Origin of the sequence: Nocardia vinacea NBRC 16497 (assembly GCF_000308835.1) — a bacterium.
GTDB lineage: Bacteria > Actinomycetota > Actinomycetes > Mycobacteriales > Mycobacteriaceae > Nocardia > Nocardia vinacea.
Window position 1 is genome coordinate 16,341 of the sequence record NZ_BAGN01000169.1, and the last position, 16,511, is coordinate 32,851.

Annotated in this window: 18 protein-coding genes; 4 read left to right on the forward strand and 14 right to left on the reverse strand. The window is 64.9% G+C overall.

Annotation, left to right across the window (positions count from 1 at the left end; translation table 11 throughout):
- Positions 1-2,130 carry a potassium-transporting ATPase subunit KdpB gene (kdpB, locus tag ON44_RS22775; protein ID WP_040693413.1) on the forward strand — a complete coding sequence of 710 codons (2,130 nt, stop codon included), beginning with the start codon at positions 1-3 and terminating at the stop codon, positions 2,128-2,130.
- 1 nt (position 2,131) lies between these two features.
- Positions 2,132-3,019, forward strand: coding sequence for a potassium-transporting ATPase subunit C (locus ON44_RS22780; RefSeq protein WP_040693416.1), 888 nt, complete (start codon positions 2,132-2,134; stop codon positions 3,017-3,019).
- Between the two features lie 49 nt (positions 3,020-3,068).
- Here the strand turns inward: ON44_RS22780 and ON44_RS22785 are convergent, their stop codons facing one another.
- The 3 genes from ON44_RS22785 to ON44_RS22795 all read right to left on the reverse strand — a co-directional run bounded on the left by ON44_RS22785 (position 3,069) and on the right by ON44_RS22795 (position 6,667).
- The gene (locus tag ON44_RS22785) at positions 3,069-3,254 is read right to left on the reverse strand and encodes a hypothetical protein (protein ID WP_040693417.1); all 186 of its coding nucleotides are present in this window, start codon (positions 3,252-3,254) and stop codon (positions 3,069-3,071) included.
- A gap of 81 nt (positions 3,255-3,335) precedes the next feature.
- Positions 3,336-5,474 carry an amylo-alpha-1,6-glucosidase gene (locus tag ON44_RS22790; RefSeq protein ID WP_051182346.1) on the reverse strand — a complete coding sequence of 713 codons (2,139 nt, stop codon included), beginning with the start codon at positions 5,472-5,474 and terminating at the stop codon, positions 3,336-3,338.
- A complete protein-coding gene (locus tag ON44_RS22795) occupies positions 5,471-6,667 on the reverse strand; it encodes a glycosyltransferase family 4 protein (protein WP_169338087.1) in 1,197 nt (398 codons plus the stop codon). The genes ON44_RS22790 and ON44_RS22795 overlap by 4 nt, the downstream gene beginning before the upstream one ends.
- A 370-nt stretch (positions 6,668-7,037) precedes the next feature.
- Here ON44_RS22795 and ON44_RS22800 point away from each other — a divergent pair, with 370 nt between their 5' ends.
- Positions 7,038-7,319, forward strand: a complete 282-nt coding sequence (locus ON44_RS22800; RefSeq protein ID WP_040693444.1) for a hypothetical protein — start codon at positions 7,038-7,040, stop codon at positions 7,317-7,319.
- Between the two features lies 1 nt (position 7,320).
- On the opposite strand, the gene ON44_RS22805 is transcribed toward ON44_RS22800, so the two are convergent.
- The 9 genes from ON44_RS22805 to ON44_RS22845 all read right to left on the reverse strand — a co-directional run bounded on the left by ON44_RS22805 (position 7,321) and on the right by ON44_RS22845 (position 14,584).
- Positions 7,321-7,770, reverse strand: coding sequence for a carboxymuconolactone decarboxylase family protein (locus ON44_RS22805; RefSeq protein ID WP_040693418.1), 450 nt, complete (start codon positions 7,768-7,770; stop codon positions 7,321-7,323).
- Between the two features lie 65 nt (positions 7,771-7,835).
- On the reverse strand, positions 7,836-9,362 hold the full coding sequence (locus ON44_RS22810; RefSeq protein ID WP_040693446.1) for a PstS family phosphate ABC transporter substrate-binding protein: 1,527 nt from the start codon (positions 9,360-9,362) through the stop codon (positions 7,836-7,838).
- 162 nt (positions 9,363-9,524) lie between these two features.
- Positions 9,525-10,598, reverse strand: coding sequence for a PHP domain-containing protein (locus tag ON44_RS22815; protein WP_051182347.1), 1,074 nt, complete (start codon positions 10,596-10,598; stop codon positions 9,525-9,527).
- A gap of 5 nt (positions 10,599-10,603) precedes the next feature.
- Positions 10,604-11,185, reverse strand: a complete 582-nt coding sequence (locus ON44_RS22820) for a dihydrofolate reductase family protein (protein WP_040693420.1) — start codon at positions 11,183-11,185, stop codon at positions 10,604-10,606.
- A gap of 94 nt (positions 11,186-11,279) precedes the next feature.
- Complete coding sequence (gene mutM, locus ON44_RS22825) at positions 11,280-12,146, reverse strand: bifunctional DNA-formamidopyrimidine glycosylase/DNA-(apurinic or apyrimidinic site) lyase (RefSeq protein ID WP_040693421.1); 867 nt, start codon at positions 12,144-12,146, stop codon at positions 11,280-11,282.
- 1 nt (position 12,147) lies between these two features.
- Complete coding sequence (gene rnc / locus ON44_RS22830) at positions 12,148-12,870, reverse strand: ribonuclease III (RefSeq protein WP_040693423.1); 723 nt, start codon at positions 12,868-12,870, stop codon at positions 12,148-12,150.
- 22 nt (positions 12,871-12,892) lie between these two features.
- Positions 12,893-13,075 (reverse strand): 50S ribosomal protein L32, encoded by a 183-nt coding sequence (gene rpmF / locus ON44_RS22835; RefSeq protein WP_014987105.1) that lies wholly within the window; start codon positions 13,073-13,075, stop codon positions 12,893-12,895.
- A 54-nt stretch (positions 13,076-13,129) separates the two neighbouring features.
- On the reverse strand, positions 13,130-13,759 hold the full coding sequence (locus tag ON44_RS22840) for a YceD family protein (protein WP_040693428.1): 630 nt from the start codon (positions 13,757-13,759) through the stop codon (positions 13,130-13,132).
- A gap of 78 nt (positions 13,760-13,837) precedes the next feature.
- Positions 13,838-14,584, reverse strand: coding sequence for a polarized growth protein Scy-related protein (locus ON44_RS22845; RefSeq protein WP_040693429.1), 747 nt, complete (start codon positions 14,582-14,584; stop codon positions 13,838-13,840).
- A gap of 304 nt (positions 14,585-14,888) precedes the next feature.
- On the opposite strand from ON44_RS22845, the gene ON44_RS22850 reads away from it, so the two are divergent.
- Positions 14,889-15,404 (forward strand): GtrA family protein, encoded by a 516-nt coding sequence (locus ON44_RS22850; protein WP_083898076.1) that lies wholly within the window; start codon positions 14,889-14,891, stop codon positions 15,402-15,404.
- Between the two features lie 58 nt (positions 15,405-15,462).
- Here ON44_RS22850 and coaD read toward each other — a convergent pair whose 3' ends face one another.
- Together coaD and rsmD are read right to left on the reverse strand one after the other, a co-directional pair.
- The gene (gene coaD / locus ON44_RS22855; protein WP_040693430.1) at positions 15,463-15,948 is read right to left on the reverse strand and encodes a pantetheine-phosphate adenylyltransferase; all 486 of its coding nucleotides are present in this window, start codon (positions 15,946-15,948) and stop codon (positions 15,463-15,465) included.
- Positions 15,949-16,002: 54 nt separating this feature from the next.
- The coding region (rsmD, locus tag ON44_RS22860; protein ID WP_040693450.1) for a 16S rRNA (guanine(966)-N(2))-methyltransferase RsmD at positions 16,003-16,511 on the reverse strand (509 nt) is incomplete at its 5' end.

Sequence of the window (16,511 nt, forward strand, 5' to 3'; positions counted from 1 at the left end):
ATGTCCACTACGACAGCCGAACCGGTCCAGCACAAACGTGGCGTCCGCAAGGGTGTGCTCGATCCGAAGATGCTGCTGACCTCCATTCCGGACGCGGTGCGAAAGCTGGACCCGCGCACCATGTGGCGCAATCCGGTGATGCTCATCGTCGAGATCGGCGCGGTCTGGTCGACGGTGCTGGCGCTGGCCGAGCCCACGTTCTTCGCGTGGGCGATCGTCGTATGGCTCTGGCTCACCGTCATATTCGCCAATCTGGCCGAGGCGGTCGCCGAGGGACGCGGTAAGGCGCAAGCCGATACGCTGCGGAAAGCCAAGACCGACACCATGGCTCGGCGTCTGGTCGACTGGTCGCCGGGTGCGCGGATCGTCGAGGAGAGCGTCGGCGCTCCGGCGCTGCAACGCGGCGATTACGTCATTGTCGAGGCGGGCCAGGTGATTCCGGGCGACGGCGACGTCGTGGAAGGCATTGCTTCGGTGGATGAATCGGCCATTACCGGCGAATCCGCACCGGTCATTCGGGAGTCCGGCGGCGACCGCTCGGCCGTCACCGGAGGTACTACCGTGCTGTCCGATCGGATCATCGTCAAGATCACCCAGGAGCCGGGTGCAAGCTTCATCGACAAGATGATCGCGCTCGTCGAGGGTGCGTCGCGGCAGAAGACGCCGAACGAGATCGCGCTGAATATCCTGCTCGCCGCGCTGACCATCATCTTCGTCTTCGCGGTTGCGACACTGCAGCCGTTGGCGATCTTCTCGAAGTCGAACAATCCCGGGGTGGCTGATACTTCGGCGCTGGACGTGCACGGTGTCACCGGCATTGTGATGGTTTCGCTGCTGGTGTGCCTGATTCCGACCACCATCGGCGCGCTGCTGTCGGCCATCGGTATCGCGGGTATGGACCGCCTGGTGCAGCGCAATGTGCTGGCCATGTCCGGCCGCGCGGTCGAGGCCGCCGGTGACGTGAACACCCTGCTGCTGGACAAGACCGGCACCATCACGCTGGGCAACCGGCAGGCCTCGGGATTCGTGCCGATGCCCGGCATTCCCGATGACGAATTGGCCGATGCCGCACAGCTTTCCAGCCTCGCCGATGAAACCCCCGAGGGTCGCTCCATCGTGGTCTACGCCAAGCAGGCGTTCAACAAGCGCGAACGCACCCCGGGTGAGTTGACCGGTGCGACCTGGGTGGAATTCACCGCCCAGACCCGCATGTCCGGCGTGAACCTGCAAGACGGGCACCAGCTTCGCAAAGGTGCAGCCAGTGCGGTCACAGACTGGGTTCGCGCACAAGGCGGGGACGTACCCGGCGATATCGGCGTGATCGTCGACGGGATCTCCGCATCGGGCGGCACACCGCTGGTCGTCGGCGAGGTCACCGACGGTAAGGCCCGGCTGCTCGGCGTCATTCACCTGAAAGACGTTGTGAAGCAAGGCATGCGGGAGCGTTTCGACGAAATGCGCCGGATGGGCATCCGCACGGTGATGATCACCGGCGATAACCCGTTGACCGCCAAGGCGATTGCCGATGAGGCCGGTGTCGACGACTTCCTCGCCGAAGCAACGCCCGAGGACAAACTGGCGCTGATCAAACAGGAGCAGGACGGCGGACGCCTGGTCGCGATGACCGGTGACGGCACCAATGACGCTCCGGCCCTAGCCCAGGCCGATGTGGGCGTCGCGATGAACACCGGCACCTCGGCAGCCAAAGAAGCCGGAAATATGGTCGATCTGGATTCGGATCCGACCAAGCTCATCGAAATCGTGGAGATCGGCAAACAGCTGCTCATCACCCGCGGTGCGCTGACCACCTTCTCGATCGCCAATGACATCGCCAAGTACTTCGCGATCATTCCCGCGCTGTTCGTCGCGCTGTTTCCGGGCCTCGACCTGCTGAACATCATGCGGCTGGCCAGTCCACAGTCGGCGATCCTATCGGCGGTCATCTTCAACGCGCTGGTCATCATCGCGCTGATCCCGCTGGCGCTGCGCGGTGTGCACTACCGGCCGAGCAATGCGTCGAAGCTGTTGAGCCGCAACCTGACGATCTACGGTCTCGGCGGCATCGTCGCACCGTTCATCGGCATCAAACTGATCGACCTCGTCGTCCAACTCCTCCCCGGGATGTCCTGATATGCGTATGTCGACTTGGATCCGGCAGCATCTGGCCGCGTTGCGTGCGTTGCTGGCGCTCACGGCGATCACCGGAATCGTCTATCCCGTCGCGGTCTTCCTGATCGCCCAGATTCCTGGCCTGCACGATAAGGCGGACGGGTCGCTGATCACGGTGGACGGCAATGTCGTCGGTTCCAGCCTGATCGGGCAGTCGTTCACCGATAAGGACGGCAATGCGCTGGTGCAGTACTTCCAGAGCCGTCCGTCGGCGGCGGGCGACGGCTACGACCCACTGTCCACCGCGGCGTCCAACCTCGGCCCGGAGAGCATCGTCGACACGCTCGACGCCGATCCTGCGAAGGTGAAGTTGAGCCTGCTGTCGACCGTGTGCGCGCGCAGCAAGGCGGTCGGCGACCGTGAGGGGGTCGACGGCAGCCGTCCGTTCTGCACCAAGGACGGTGTCGGCGCGGTGCTTTCGGTGATCGGACCACGCGACGCCGATGGCGAGGTTTCGCATCCGGTGCAGGTCGTGAGCGTCAACGAGGTGTGCCCGGCGAAGCCGTTCCTGTCCACCTACAAGGGAATCCAGGTCGAATGCGCCAAGCTGGGGGAGGACTATTCGGTCGGCCGGATCGTCCCGATCATCGGCGATGCCTCGACCGACACACCGGTGCCGACCGATGCGGTCACCGCCGGCGGCAGCGGTCTGGACCCGCATATCTCACCGCAGTACGCGGCCATTCAACTCGCGCGAATCGCCAAGGCCCGCAATATCTCCGAGGATCAGGTACGGCAGCTCGTCGACGCGCACACCGACGGCAGGACCCTCGGCTTCCTCGGTGAACCGCGGGTGAATGTGGTCGAGCTGAATCTCGATCTCGACAAGCGGTATCCGTTCCGCGGCTAGCGAACCGAGCGCTCATTCCCGAACGGGAATGGGCGCTCGGCCGATTCGTTCAGTTGTCCTCGACGCAGGCGAAGCAATACGCCGACGCGGCGAGATATTGGTGGCAGTCCGGACCATGGCCCGCATGCGTACTACAGATGAAACGCGCCAAGTCCAGATCGAGATCCATCGGCTCGGCACTGCAATCACGGTGCTGAGTGCTCCACAGATCCCGGCGATCCAGTGATGTCTGCATTGTGCACCTCCAGCCTGTTGGTATTCAGTGGAGAAGCGAACCAATGTCCTTACATTGGTGGATTACCCGATCCGGCGCCGTTCATCGCAGAATCTGCCAATCATCGGGCAGCCGCACCGTGGTGACCTGATCGCCCGTCGCCTCGAGATCCACGGTCGCCGAACCCAATCGCAGATCGCTCAGCGTGACCGCGCCCCACTGCGGCGGCAGTTGCGGTCTGACAGTGAGCGTGCGCGACGGCGCGGCGGGATCCAGTCCGAGGAACGAGCGCACCAGCAAGAGCGGTGCCGCGCTGGCCCAGGCCTGCGGTGAACAGGAGGTGGGATACGGGACCGGAACCGCGAACTGATCGCGCGGAAATCCGCAGAACAACTCGGGTAGCCGACCACCGAAAGATGCCGCCGCATCGAGTAATCCGCCCGCCAGCCGAGTGGCGAGCTCGACCGCGCCCGGCACCTGCTGGTAGCGCAGCAGGCCCGCGACGGCGATCGCGGTATCGTGCGGCCAGACCGATCCGCAGTGATAGCTCATCGGGTTGTAGGCGCCCATCGACGAGGCGAGGGTGCGTAGCCCGAAGCCGGTGTCCATTTCGGGACCGGAGAGCCGCCTGACCATTTCGGCGGCGTGCTCGTCACTGGCGATGCCGGTCCAAAGACAGTGCGCCGCATTGCTTGTCAGCGCGTCGACTTGTCGTTTGCGGCCGTCGAGTGCGACCGCGTACCACCCCTGCTGCGGTAGCCAGAACTGTTCGGCGAATTTGCCGCGCAGTTCGGCGGCCCGCTCACGCAGCCGGGTCGCCGCGCGCTGATCGTCGAAGGCCTCGGCCAACTCCGCCCGGGACAGCAGTGCGGCATACGCATAGCCTTGCACCTCGCACAGCGCGATCGGCGCCTCCGCGAGATGTCCTGCGGCATCGTTGATTCCGTCGAAACTGTCCTTCCAACCCTGGTTGATCAGCCCGCGATCGGTGGCACGGCGGTATTCGACGAAGCCGTCGCCGTCACGATCGCCGTACTCGGTGATCCACTGCACCGCGGCGTCGGCGGCGGGAAGCAGTTCCCTGATCACCTCCGAATCCGCACCCCACCGATGACATTCCGCGAGCAACATGATGAAAAGCGGTGTGGCATCGGCGGTTCCGTAATAGGTACTGCCACCGAGCACATGCCCGCTGGCCGGGCCGCGCCGCATCTCGTGCATGATCCGCCCCGGCTCCTCTTCGGTGAGCGGATCGATGCACTGTCCTTGCGATTCGGCCAACTGCTGCAGTGTGCCCAGCGCGAGATCCACTTCCAAAGGCAGCGCCATCCACGCGGTGAGCAAACTGTCGCGGCCGAACAGGGTCATGAACCAGGGCGCACCCGCGGCCACGAACGGGCGACCCTCGCCGGATCCGTCGTGAATCTGCAACGCGCCCAAGTCGCTTTCCGAGCGGCGAAGCACCTGGGTGAGCACCGGATCCGCGGAAGTGATCTTTGTCGCGGTGTGTCGCCACGCCGCCATCTTGCGGCTCGGTGCGCTGAGCCCATGGTGCTCCCCCGGTGCCAATGGCGCCTGGACCCGCTGATTGCCGACGGTCGGCTGGGCCACGATCTCGGTCTGCCAGCGTTCGCCGGGCAGTACGACCACCCGCCAGAGCAGTGTGCCGGGCAGAACGGCGGGCTCGACTGTCGCCGAAACGGTGAGCCCGCGCATCCGATCGGTGCGGTCGTGCAACAGCAATTCGCCTTCGGCCACGGTGACCTCGGCCCGGCCGTGAGCGACGCGGCCCTCCTTGACCGCGAACAGATCGACGAAATCCGCGTCGACATGCAATTCCAAGGTGACCGCGGTGGGCTCTTGGCCCATATTCTCCAGGGTCAGAATCTCGTGCATGCCATCGGCGATGAGGCGTTCGCGCACCAAGAGCAGAGTGCTGTCGGCCTGTCCGGCCTGCGGTGGCCGGCGCAGCACGAATCTGGCGGCGAACGCCTCCGGGCTGAGCACCGACAGCGATTCGGCCGGTTGGCCGTCCACCAGCAGTTCCCAGCGGGAGATGACGCGGGCGTCGCGGAAGAACAACCCGTGCGGATGTCCCGGTTCGACATCGCCGAGCCGATTCGACAGGCAGAAGGTACCGCCCTCGACCAAGGTCACCGAATTGCCGCAACCGCCGAGACCGGTCGGCTCACCGGAATTCAGCGGTGCGGGATTCGACGCGGCGCCGGCGTCTGCGGTCATACTCGTTCGCTGGCGGGAATACGGACCGGCACCGTCTCATCGAGCAGCAGTGCCGCGCGCGCATGGCGCCGCGAACGCAGGAGCTGGTGATAGACCTGCTCATAGCCGCGCCCGAGCGTGCCCGCGCCGAAGTTCGCCTCGACGTGCGCACGGCACGCGGCCGGATCGTACGTGCTCACCTCGGCGATCGCGGCGGGCAACTCGGCGGGATCGTCACAGATCCGGCCGGTCACACCGTCGACGATGACCTCGGCAACCGCACCGCCGCGCAGTGCGACCACCGGTGTGCCGCAGACCATCGCCTCGATCATCACCATGCCGAACGGCTCCTCCCAGTCGATCGGGAACAGCAGGCAGCGCGCACCCGCGAGCAGTTTGCGCTTGGCCGAGGCATCCGCCATTCCGAAAAGGTGATCCCGCTCGGTGATCAGTGGACGCACCTTTTTTTCGAAATACGCCCGCTCGGGGGCTTCACTGCACTTACCCGCGAGCACCAAGGGAATACCGGCCTCGTGCGCGGCTTCCAGTGCCAGATGCGTCCCCTTGGTTGCGGTGAAACGACCGAGAAACAGTGCGTAGTCGCCTTTTTCGGTTTGGTACGGCCACTGGTCGACATGCAGCGCATTGTGTACGCGACCAACCCAATTCAGATCGGGCGCCAATTCGCGCTGCCGATCACTGATGGCGACCAGCGATACTTCCTGGCCCAATTCGCGGTAGTAGTGATAGCAGTCGCCCTCGTCGACCGGCCCGTGCACGGTCACCACTGTTGGTAAACCCAAGCCCATATACGCCGGGGCATTCAGTGGTCCGGCAAAGGTGTGGTCGTGCACCAGATCCAAGCCGGAGGTGGCGGCGACCTGTTCGATCGCCCTTCGCACCTTCAGAGCGTGCACGACCTCGGGAAACGGCTCACCGAGCCGTTCAGGTAATGCGCGATCCCACACCGGAACGAATTTCGCCGTGGTGCCGGGTTCACCGGCGCCGAACAATGTCACGTCGTGCCCGCGTGCGACCAATGCGTCGACCAAATCGGCGACTACGGCCTCGACTCCGCCATAGGCCTTCGGCGGTACGTCGAAGTAGGGCGGAACAACCATCGCAATGCGGAATCGTTCGCCGACGTGATCGGTAGACAGCAAATCCGAAGCGGCAATGGGCGCCGAATTCGGCGCGATCAGACCTGCGCTCATGACCATCCTTCCAGGGACAACCTTGTGCACATCCACCCAGCACTTCGGTGCGCTGGGCGCCGAACGTGTTGGCCGCCGCGGCGGAGGTGGAGACTGGTGCCTGCACCGCCGTCCATGAAGGCTTGGTTGGCCTGGTCACGCCGATTGGCATGAACAGGGGGGCCGCACACAGACGTACCTTATTTCTGGTTGCTCAAACCACGCAGTCGGTCTGAAATCTCAGCATTTGGGATAAAATGACCCATTACCCGTCGTTGATATCAAGGGGGCTTACCCGACTATTGACGGTTCCGAGATAAGCGAAGCGAGCAAACGAATCCGGTATTCGATTGCCCTACCGTAGCGTTATACGCATACATATAATATGCACATGTTCGATCCCATCACTCTTGCCGTCGGGGCCGGAATCGCCGGTGTCGGCTGGGCCCTCGGGCGGTTCGGCAGGCGCACGCCCGCTGGATCCGCGGTTGCCCGGTGCGGCTGTGGCCACGACCTGGCGCTGCACGATCCGGAGGCGGGCACCTGCCATGCCGAGCTGGTCCGCAAGACGTACGGCGGGCCCGTATGGGTGCAGTGCGGTTGCCGACGCTACACCGGTCCGGTCCCGGTCGAGGATTACTTCAGCAGACCGATCATGCCCTCGGACGACTGACTCAGGACTCGGCCGCCGAGGCGGGCTGCATGCGCAGCGGCACCCCGATCCGGTTCCACAGGTTGATCATCGCGGTGACCGCGACCAGACCGGCCCGCGCGCCCTCCTCGAAGTTCTTCTCCACCTCGGCCCAGATCTCATCGCTGACACCGTGTTCACCGAGGCTGGTGACCGCCTCCGCGTAGGCGAGGGCAGCTCGTTCGGCCTCGGTGAACTTCACCGACTCACGCCAGGCATTGAGATAGTAGATCCGCTGTTCGGTCTCGCCCGCCATGCGCGCGTCGGTGGTGTGCATATCGATGCAGAACAGGCAGCCGTTCATCTGGGAAACGCGGATCTTCACCAGCTCGCGCACCGTCGCATCCAGTGGCCCACGGCGAATGGCCTGTTCTGCGGCGTACCAGGCCTTGTAGATCTCGGGCGCCACCTCGGCGAGTTGCATGCGTGACATTGGCCGTCCTCTCTCGAAATCGCTTACCCGAGTACGACGAGATAGCCGCCGAATCTGTGACAACGTCACGAAGACGGCAGGCAGCGGGCCCGATCGGGAAGCTCACCGCACGGCTCGTTGCCATGCTCGCGCAGCACATCCTTACCGGTCAGATCGGTCAGGAAGTGCAGGAAGCTCGCGCCGAGCGAATCGCCGGCGAGTTCGCCGTAGCTGTAGGCGTATTCGACGCCCCAGAACGGATAGCTGCGGTTGACGGCGGCGTCGCGACCCGGTGTTACGCCATTGATGGTGAGGGTCGTGGCTCCCGCCTTCACCGCCTCCGAGAACTCGCTGTAGCCGATCGCGCCCGGGATGTCGCCGACAGCCTTCTGCATATCCTTGGTGACCTGCACATCGCAATATCTGGCCGTCGCGGGCGCGCCATCCTTGATCGCGACACAGCTGATATGCGGCCGATCTGGCTGCGGACCGCCGAGTAGCCTGCGCTCCAACGTATTTCGAGTGCCCGATCCCGGTATCCGATTGACCAGTACGACGGGCAGGTCGGCACCGCCGACATCGCGCCAGTTGGTGATGCGGCCCTGATACAGATCCTGGATCTGTGCGACAGAAAGGTTGCTGACGCCGACATCCTTGTGCACGATCATGGTGAACAGCGACAGCGCCAGCGGACGGTCCAGCAGCGGTTGGTAACCATCACCTTTCGGGCCGTCACTGATCGTGAGCAGATCGGGATCGTCCTTGCCCTCCTCGGCGAGCCGGTCGAGGCCGCGTTCGGTGCCCTCGAAGCCGAAGGTGAATTCCGCTCCGGCGCATCGCTTCCCGTACTGCGCGGCCGCATCGCGGATGACCGGTTCGAAGGCCGACGAGCCGACCACCGTGAGTTTGCCCGCGGCACAATCCAATGGCGTCGGATCGGGCGCCAGCACGGAAACCAGCAGCTGGACGACGATCACCACGACCAGAAAGGCCGTGAGCGCCACCATCACTCGCGAAATGCCGGTGCGGCTCTGGGTTTCGATAATCCGCCCACCCTTGATGCCGCCGCTCAGTACCGGATCCGCGTACTCCCCCGTACCCTCCGAACGTTGCAGAATAGCCAGGATCTTGTAGTGATCACCGCGATTGAGTGGAACCCTCGGCAGATCGATGGCACCGATATGCCCTTCGGTATCCTCACGAACCGCGATACCCGAATCACGCCCCAGCGAATCGGCCAGACCCTCGTCACTCAGCTCGGTCACCGCCATGCCGATGACCCTGCGCTGCGAAAAGTTCAGATGCAGGCCGACCCGCCCCACCTCGGGTGCCCGGTAGTCGTGCGTATCGATCGGTGTCGCACCGCTGTTTTCGATACGGACCAGCACCACCGATAGATCCTTCAGCGGCGGACTCACACCATCTTGCTCGGGGCGCAGCTGTGGCAGTACACCGGGAAAGACCGATTCGATCTCACCGGTGACCGGCGTATCCATCTGCACCCGATAGCCGATTTCCTTGCGTCCGACGAAGACGAACTCCCATAGGAATGCGACGATCGGCACCGCGATACCGATGAGTCCGAGCACGATTTCGATCGGAAAGCCACCCACCGGCGCCGCCACCCCCAAGAGATCTTTGTGTCAACCATTCTCGAACGTCATCGGGCATCCTCCCAGATCCCGCACGAGTGTTCGGCAACAGTTAACCCGGTGGTCAGAAGCTGCCGCGAGATCACATCCGACCAGGTCGGCCCGCCCGCGCCGAGGCGACGATCAAACCACGTCCCCAGCTGCCGATTTCGTCCAGGCGAGCAGCTTCTCAGCTGGCCAGGTGTTGATAACCCGGTCCGCGGCAACACCATTCGCGACGGCCCGCTCGCAGCCGTAACCCAGCCAGTCCAACTGACCAGGGGCATGCGCGTCGGTATCGATCGAGAAATAGCAACCCATTTCGACTGCCAGCTGCAGCAATCGCGACGGCGGATCGAGCCGCTCGGGACGACTGTTGATCTCCACCGCCGTGCCATAACTCCGGCACGCCTCGAAGACAAGTTCGGCATCGAAGCTCGACTCGGGCCGCAGACCCCGCTGCCCCGCGATCAGTCTGCCGGTGCAGTGGCCGAGTACATCCACATTCGGATTCGCCACCGCGTACACCATGCGCTTGGTCATCGTCTCGCTGTCGGCGCGCAGGTGCGAATGTACGCTGGCCACAACGATATCGAGTTCGGCGAGCAGATCGCTCTGCTGATCCAGGGTCCCGTCATCGAGGATGTCCACCTCGATCCCGGTGAGAATCCGGAACGGCGCGACTCGTTCGTTCAGCTCCGCGACCACATCCAACTGCCGCCGCAACCGGTCCGCCGAAAGCCCGTTGGCGACGGTCAACCGCGGCGAATGATCGGTCAGCGCGCAGTATTCGTGGCCGAGCGCGGCCGCGATGCCCATCATCTCCGCGATCGGACTGCCACCGTCGGACCAGTCGGAGTGGGTGTGCAGATCGCCGCGCAACTGGGCCCGCATGGGTTTGCCCGGCGCCCCGATGGGCTGCGCGGCCTTGCGGAGTTCGCTCAAATACTCCGGTACCGCACCGGAATACGCCTGTTCGATGACGGCGGCGGTCTTCGGCCCGATCCCCGCGAGTTCTTGCCAGCTGTGCGCAGCGCGATGGGTCGCGTGCTCGTCCTCGGACAGCTGGTCGACGATATCGGCGGCCCGCCGGTACGCCTTCACCCGATGTGTTTGCGCCCGTGCGCGTTCCAGCCAGAAGCCGATCTCGCGCAGCGCCTCCGCCGGACCCGGAGCGTTCCCCGGATCCGGAGCGACGATCGAATCGTCTTCCGCCACAGCGGTTATCGAATCCGGCTGTACTTCACGAAGGCGACGCCGTCCTCGAACACCCTGCTGGTGATCACCCGGAAGCGGGCCGCCTCGGGCAGGCGCGGACCGGAACCGAACAGCGGGCGGCCACGGCCGAGTACGACCGGGTACAGCTTCAGGAAGATCTGATCGATCTCCGGCAGCAACTCCTGCGCCAATTCCCCGCCGCCGCACAGCCAGATCCCGAGCCCGTTGTCCCGCTTCAACTCTCGCACCGTGGCGAGCGGATCGGCCGAGATCAGCTCCACCGAAGGATCCGGACTCTCCGGCAGCGTCGTCGATGCGACGAATTGACGCAGATGCGAATACGGGCTGGAAGTTCCGGTTCGCACGCCGAAGTCGTGGGTCTTGCGACCCATCAGCACGGTGTCGAAGTAACGGTTGCGCTTATCGATGCCGAGGGCCTCCCGCACCTTCGTCGGCAGAGTCTCGGGATATTGCGCGGTGATCGCCGGGCCGTGATCGCCACCGACCGGGAAGAAGTCGACCGACCCCTCCTCGGTGGCGATGAACCCGTCGATAGTCGAAGCGACGTAGTAGGTGAGCTTGCGCATAAGTCCTTCCTCCACGGCCGGTCGGCTCCCGAGCCGCCTAAAAGAACGGTAGCTCGCCGACGCCGATTTTTTCCGAGCGACCTGCAAGCAGTCGCTACGAGAAGCGGCGACGGGCCTTCGGTTGGCAGCGCGGGCAGGAGTAGGAAGAACGATTCATGAACTTCTCCCGCAGAATGGGTGCACCACAGCGACGGCACGGTTCGTCCTCGCGACCGTAGACCGCGAGCGAGCGTTCGAAGTAGCCGGATTGGCCGTTGACGTTGACATACAACGCATCGAACGAAGTGCCACCGGCCGCGAGCGCCTCCCCCATCACCGCGCCGACCTCGGTGAGCAGGGTGCGCACGGCGGGTCTGGTCAGCCCGGACGCGAGCCGGTTGCCATGGATCTTCGCCCGCCACAAAGATTCGTCGGCATAGATATTGCCGACGCCGGAGATCACGGTCTGATCCAGCAACACCCGCTTGATCTCGGTCTGTTTGGCGCGCACCGCAGCCACCACGACCTCCGGGTCGTAGCGCGGGTCCAGCGGATCCCGGGCGATATGGGCGACAGGTTGGGGCACCAGCGTCCCGTCGACCTCGACCAACGGTGCGAGCGCCCAGCCGCCGAAAGTGCGCTGATCGACGAAGCGCAATTGCGCACCGTCGTCGAGGGTCGCGAGGATATGCGCGTGCTTCTCCACCGGAGCATCGGCCGGCTGCACCAACATCTGCCCGCTCATACCGAGATGGACGACCAACGAGGTGTCCGGATCGTCGAAGGTGAGCCACAGATATTTGCCGCGCCGCTCGGCGGCGGCAACTCGCAGACCCTTCATCCGAGCCGTCAGATCGTCCGCACCTTCGAGATGGCGGCGCACCGACCTGGGATGGCTCACCGTGACGGATTCGACCACCCGCCCGACAACATGTGCGGCGAGTCCGCGCCGGACGACCTCGACCTCGGGAAGTTCTGGCACGTCAGGCTTCGTCGGTCAGCGCCCGATAGGCGGCGCCCGCGGCCTTCTGCTCGGCTTCCTTCTTGGAGCGGCCGATGCCCTGACCGTACGGACGACCGCCGATCACGGTGGTCGCGGTGAATTCCTTGTCGTGATCGGGACCTGTCGAGGTGATCTCGTAGCTCGGCACGCCGAGGCCACGTTCGGCGGTGAGCTCCTGCAGGCTGGTCTTCCAGTCCAGTCCGGCGCCCATCCGCGGTCCGCGCTCGAGCAGGTCGGCGAACAGCCGCAACACCACCTCGCGCGCGACATCGATTCCGTGCTCGAGATGGACCGCGCCGAGCAGCGACTCCATGCCGTCGGCGAGAATGCTCGGCTTATCCCGGCCGCCGGTGAGCTCTTCGCCCTTACCGAGCAGCAGGTGCACGCCGAGCCCGCCCGCGCCGAGCCCGCGCGCCACCTCGGCGAGCGCGTGCATATTCACCACGCTCGCCCGCAGCTTGGCCAGTTCGCCCTCGGACTTGTCCGGGTGCTCGTGGTATAGCCGCTCGGTGATGCTCAGGCCGAGGACCGAGTCGCCGAGGAACTCCAGACGCTCGTTGGTCGGCAGCCCGCCGTTCTCGTACGCGTACGACCGGTGCGTCAGCGCCAGCCGCAGCAAATCGGCCCGCACGTCGACGCCGAGCGCCGCGAGCAGGCTCGCATGTTCACCGGACGCGCCGGATTCGTCCTTACTGGCGGTCACGTCGATACGACAGGTCGAACGATCAGACAGCAGCGGTGACCTGGCGGCCCTTGTAGGTGCCGCAGGAGGGGCATGCGATATGCGGCAGCGTCTTCTCGCCGCAGGCGCGGTTCGGGCACGTGATCAGGGTCGGCGCGGTGGCCTTCCACTGGCTGCGCCGCGACCTGGTGTTGGAACGGGACATCCGGCGCTTGGGAACGGCCACGACTACTTCTCCTCTTGTCCTATTGCTTGCCGGTACGGCAGCACTGTCTCGGTCTTAATGGTCTGTGTTGGTTGCACCCGAATCGGGGCTGCCATTGCCGGGCGACTCGGCGGCGAACTTCGCCAACCCGGCCCAGCGAGGGTCAAGTATCTCATGCCCATGGCCGGAACCCGCAATCGCCATCCGGACACCGCATTCCGGGCACAGGCCCGCGCAGTCCGGAGTGCACAGCGGCTGCAGCGGCAACTCCAAGCCGATCTGGTCCGTGATCACCAGTTCCAGGTCGATCTTGTCGTCGACGATGCGGTAGATCTCGTCGTCCTCGGTGGTCTGCTCGGTCGCGCTGTGCGGGTAGGCGAACAGCTCGGTGAGCTGAATTTCCACCGCGCCGGTGAACGGTTCGAGGCAGCGCGCGCACTCACCGGCTGTCGGCCCGGAGACCGTTCCGGTGACGAGCACACCCTCGGACACCGCCTGCAACTGCAGATCGAGGTCCACCTCTGCGCCCACCGGAATGGCGATCAGGTCCAGCCCGATCCGCTCCTCGGTGGTGACGAGGCGATGCAACTCTTTCATCGTGCCGGGGCGACGACCAAGGCTGATGACATCCAGCACGAAACCCGCGTCCGGCGCACGGCGCGAGGCCGAACGAGGGCGCGAATCGGGACCGGAACCGGCGGACATCACGAACTCACTTCACATTCGAGGGGAAATGGGCAACCACTCCACAATACGCGAGGGCCCGGCGAGGACCCAAACCGGTCAGCGGCGATAGTCGGCCGCGTAATCCGGAGCTCCTGCACCCGAGCGCAGTTGGTGACGTCCGCCGCGCACGGTCCGCAGGGTGGAGTTGAGGGTCTCCTCGAAGTCGGCGAGCCTGCTGTCGACGTAGTGGTCGCATTCGTCGCGCATCCGATCGGCCTCTTCGTTCGCACCGTCGATCAACCGGGCCGATTCGGCATGCGCGGCACGCACAACTTCGGTCTGCGTGACCAAGCGGTCGCGCTCGGCCTCACCCTCGGCGACCGAACGGTCATAGGAGGCCTTGCCTGCCTCGATCATCCGCTCGGATTCGATGCGAGCCCGACCGGTGACGGCCTCGAATTCGGCATTGCCGTCGGCGACGATGCGGTCGGCCTCGGCCTGTGCGGTATTCACCAGGTGGTCGGCGTGCGCGCTGGCCTCGGCGACCATGCGGTCGGCGTGCGCCTTGGCGTCGGCGAGAATCCGGTCGGCCTCCTCGCGGGCCGATCCGATGGTCTGGTGTGCCTGGTCGTTGGCGGTGGTCACGGTCGTCTCGGCGGTGGTGCGGGCGTCGGAGACGATCTTGTCGCGATGATCGAGCACGTCCTGGGCGTCGTCGAGTTCGCCGGGCAGTGCATCACGCACGTCGTCGAGTAGTTCGAGCACGTCACCGCGCGGCACGATGCAGCTGCGGGTCGGCGGGATGCCGCGCGCTTCTTCGACGATGGCGACCAGCTCGTCGAGAGCTTCGAATACGCGATACATGCTCCTACCCCACTCTCGTGCAGACCTACGGCGAAACTTTCCGCCGTAGGCCCAGTGTGCCCCTCGTCACGGCTCGTGCCGAGTCACCCACCGGTGTGTCGTGCAGGTGTCTCGTACGCCACAAAAACAAGTGGAGGATATGTCTCCACTTGGTGTTACATTTATCGAGAAGGTCGCAACAAGATCTTCTTAAGTGGATCGCAGGCCCTGACCGGGACTGTGGGGTTAGAGGAGGCCGACCGGGCGGATTGCGATGACCATCGCGGTTGTCCGTACCGAAGGCTCGTGTGGGATCGGAAAGACAATGACCGTACTGGAACTACCGCGGACGGCGGTTCTGCCGACAAGCAGCCTGTACACGCCGTGGGTGGGGCCCTACCCCGTACTGCAGCCGGCGTCGGCCGCTCGGTTCGGCCAGCTGATGCAGTATCTGCGTGGCGACCGCGCACTGGCTCAGCTGATCCGCTTCGCCCTCGTCGGCGGTTCCAGCAATGTCGCCTACGTGCTGCTGTTCTTCGCGATGCACGGCGTCGGTCCCCTGGTCGCCAATATCGCGGGCTCGGTCGTGAGCACCGTGATCGCGAATGAAATGCACCGTCAGCTCACCTTCCACGCCGCGGGCCGCGTCGGCTGGTTCACCGCACAGTGGGAAGGCGGGGGGCTCGCGCTGGTCGGACTCGGTATCACCACCGCAGCACTGGCCGCGCTCGAACTGTGGGCACCCGGCATGGGCGGTACGTTCCAGGCCACGGCTGTCCTGGCCATCACCGCCGCGGTCGGTGGTATGCGCTTCCTCGCCCTGCGCGGCTTGGTCTTCTGAGCTTTATCACGAGTCCGCCCCGGTTCTTCGGAACCGGGGCGGATTTCGTTGGGGGCGTTCAGCCTTTGCGTTCGGCGAGGCGATCGAGCAGGCGCTTGTGGACGGCGGGCGGAAGCATATCGGTGACATCGCCGCCATAGGTCGCGACTTCCTTGACCAGCGAGCTGGACAGGAAGCTGAAGGTCGGGTTGGTGGCGATGAAGAAGGTGTCGACGCCGCTGAGCTTCTTGTTCATCTGCGCCATCTGCAGTTCGTAGCCGAAATCGGTGGCATCGCGCAGCCCCTTGACGATCGCGCCGATCCCCTCCTGCTTGGCGAAATCCACCAGCAGACCCTGCCAGGACTCCACCCGGACATTGGGCAGGTCCGCCGTGGCCTCGCGCAGCATCTCCATGCGCTCCTCGACGCTGAACATGCCCTGCTTCTTGGGATTGACCATGACGGTCACCACGACCTCGTCGAATTGGGCCGCGGCCCGCGCGAAGACGTCGATATGTCCATTGGTCACCGGGTCGAACGAGCCCGGGCACAACGCTCCTGCCATGAACAGACGGTATCAGGAGGCGGGATCCGCACCTCGAATGCCGCGACGGCGGAGTTACTCCGGGGCGAATTCAGCTAGTTCGATACGGGTTTCGCCGTATTTGCGCGCCTTCGCGGGGATATAGCCTGCGGGCCAGGCGATCTCGGGTGAGCGGATGGAACGCTCGACTACGACGAGGGCGTCCGACGCCAGCCAGTCGTGTTCCGCGAGGGCGCGTAGGTCGGCGGTGACCGTAGCGGTGTCGACGTCGTAAGGCGGGTCGGAGAAGACCACGTCGTACTTGCCCGCACCGCCGCCCGCCAGGACGGTGGCGACGGAGCCGATGCGGAGTTCGGCACCCGGCAGACCGAGGTCGGCGATATTGCCGCGCACGATGGCTGCGGCTTTGCGGTCGGATTCGATGAGCAGGGCATGGGTGGCGCCGCGTGAGAGGGCTTCCAGACCCAGTGCACCGGATCCGGCGTAGAGGTCGAGTACACGGAGGCCGTCGAAATCGATGCGGGCGTCCAGGGCGCTGAACAGCGCCTCACGCACCCGATCGGAGGTGGGCCGGGTACCCGCGG

Coding starts and splice junctions, on each gene's coding strand:
- kdpB (WP_040693413.1), top strand. CDS start 1: ATGTCCACTACGACAGCCGAACCGGTCCAGCACAAACGTGGCGTCCGC.
- ON44_RS22780 (WP_040693416.1), top strand. CDS start 2,132: ATGCGTATGTCGACTTGGATCCGGCAGCATCTGGCCGCGTTGCGTGCG.
- ON44_RS22785 (WP_040693417.1), bottom strand. CDS start 3,254: ATGCAGACATCACTGGATCGCCGGGATCTGTGGAGCACTCAGCACCGT.
- ON44_RS22790 (WP_051182346.1), bottom strand. CDS start 5,474: ATGACCGCAGACGCCGGCGCCGCGTCGAATCCCGCACCGCTGAATTCC.
- ON44_RS22795 (WP_169338087.1), bottom strand. CDS start 6,667: ATGAGCGCAGGTCTGATCGCGCCGAATTCGGCGCCCATTGCCGCTTCG.
- ON44_RS22800 (WP_040693444.1), top strand. CDS start 7,038: ATGTTCGATCCCATCACTCTTGCCGTCGGGGCCGGAATCGCCGGTGTC.
- ON44_RS22805 (WP_040693418.1), bottom strand. CDS start 7,770: ATGTCACGCATGCAACTCGCCGAGGTGGCGCCCGAGATCTACAAGGCC.
- ON44_RS22820 (WP_040693420.1), bottom strand. CDS start 11,185: ATGCGCAAGCTCACCTACTACGTCGCTTCGACTATCGACGGGTTCATC.
- ON44_RS22840 (WP_040693428.1), bottom strand. CDS start 13,759: ATGTCCGCCGGTTCCGGTCCCGATTCGCGCCCTCGTTCGGCCTCGCGC.
- ON44_RS22845 (WP_040693429.1), bottom strand. CDS start 14,584: ATGTATCGCGTATTCGAAGCTCTCGACGAGCTGGTCGCCATCGTCGAA.
- ON44_RS22850 (WP_083898076.1), top strand. CDS start 14,889: ATGACCGTACTGGAACTACCGCGGACGGCGGTTCTGCCGACAAGCAGC.
- coaD (WP_040693430.1), bottom strand. CDS start 15,948: ATGGCAGGAGCGTTGTGCCCGGGCTCGTTCGACCCGGTGACCAATGGA.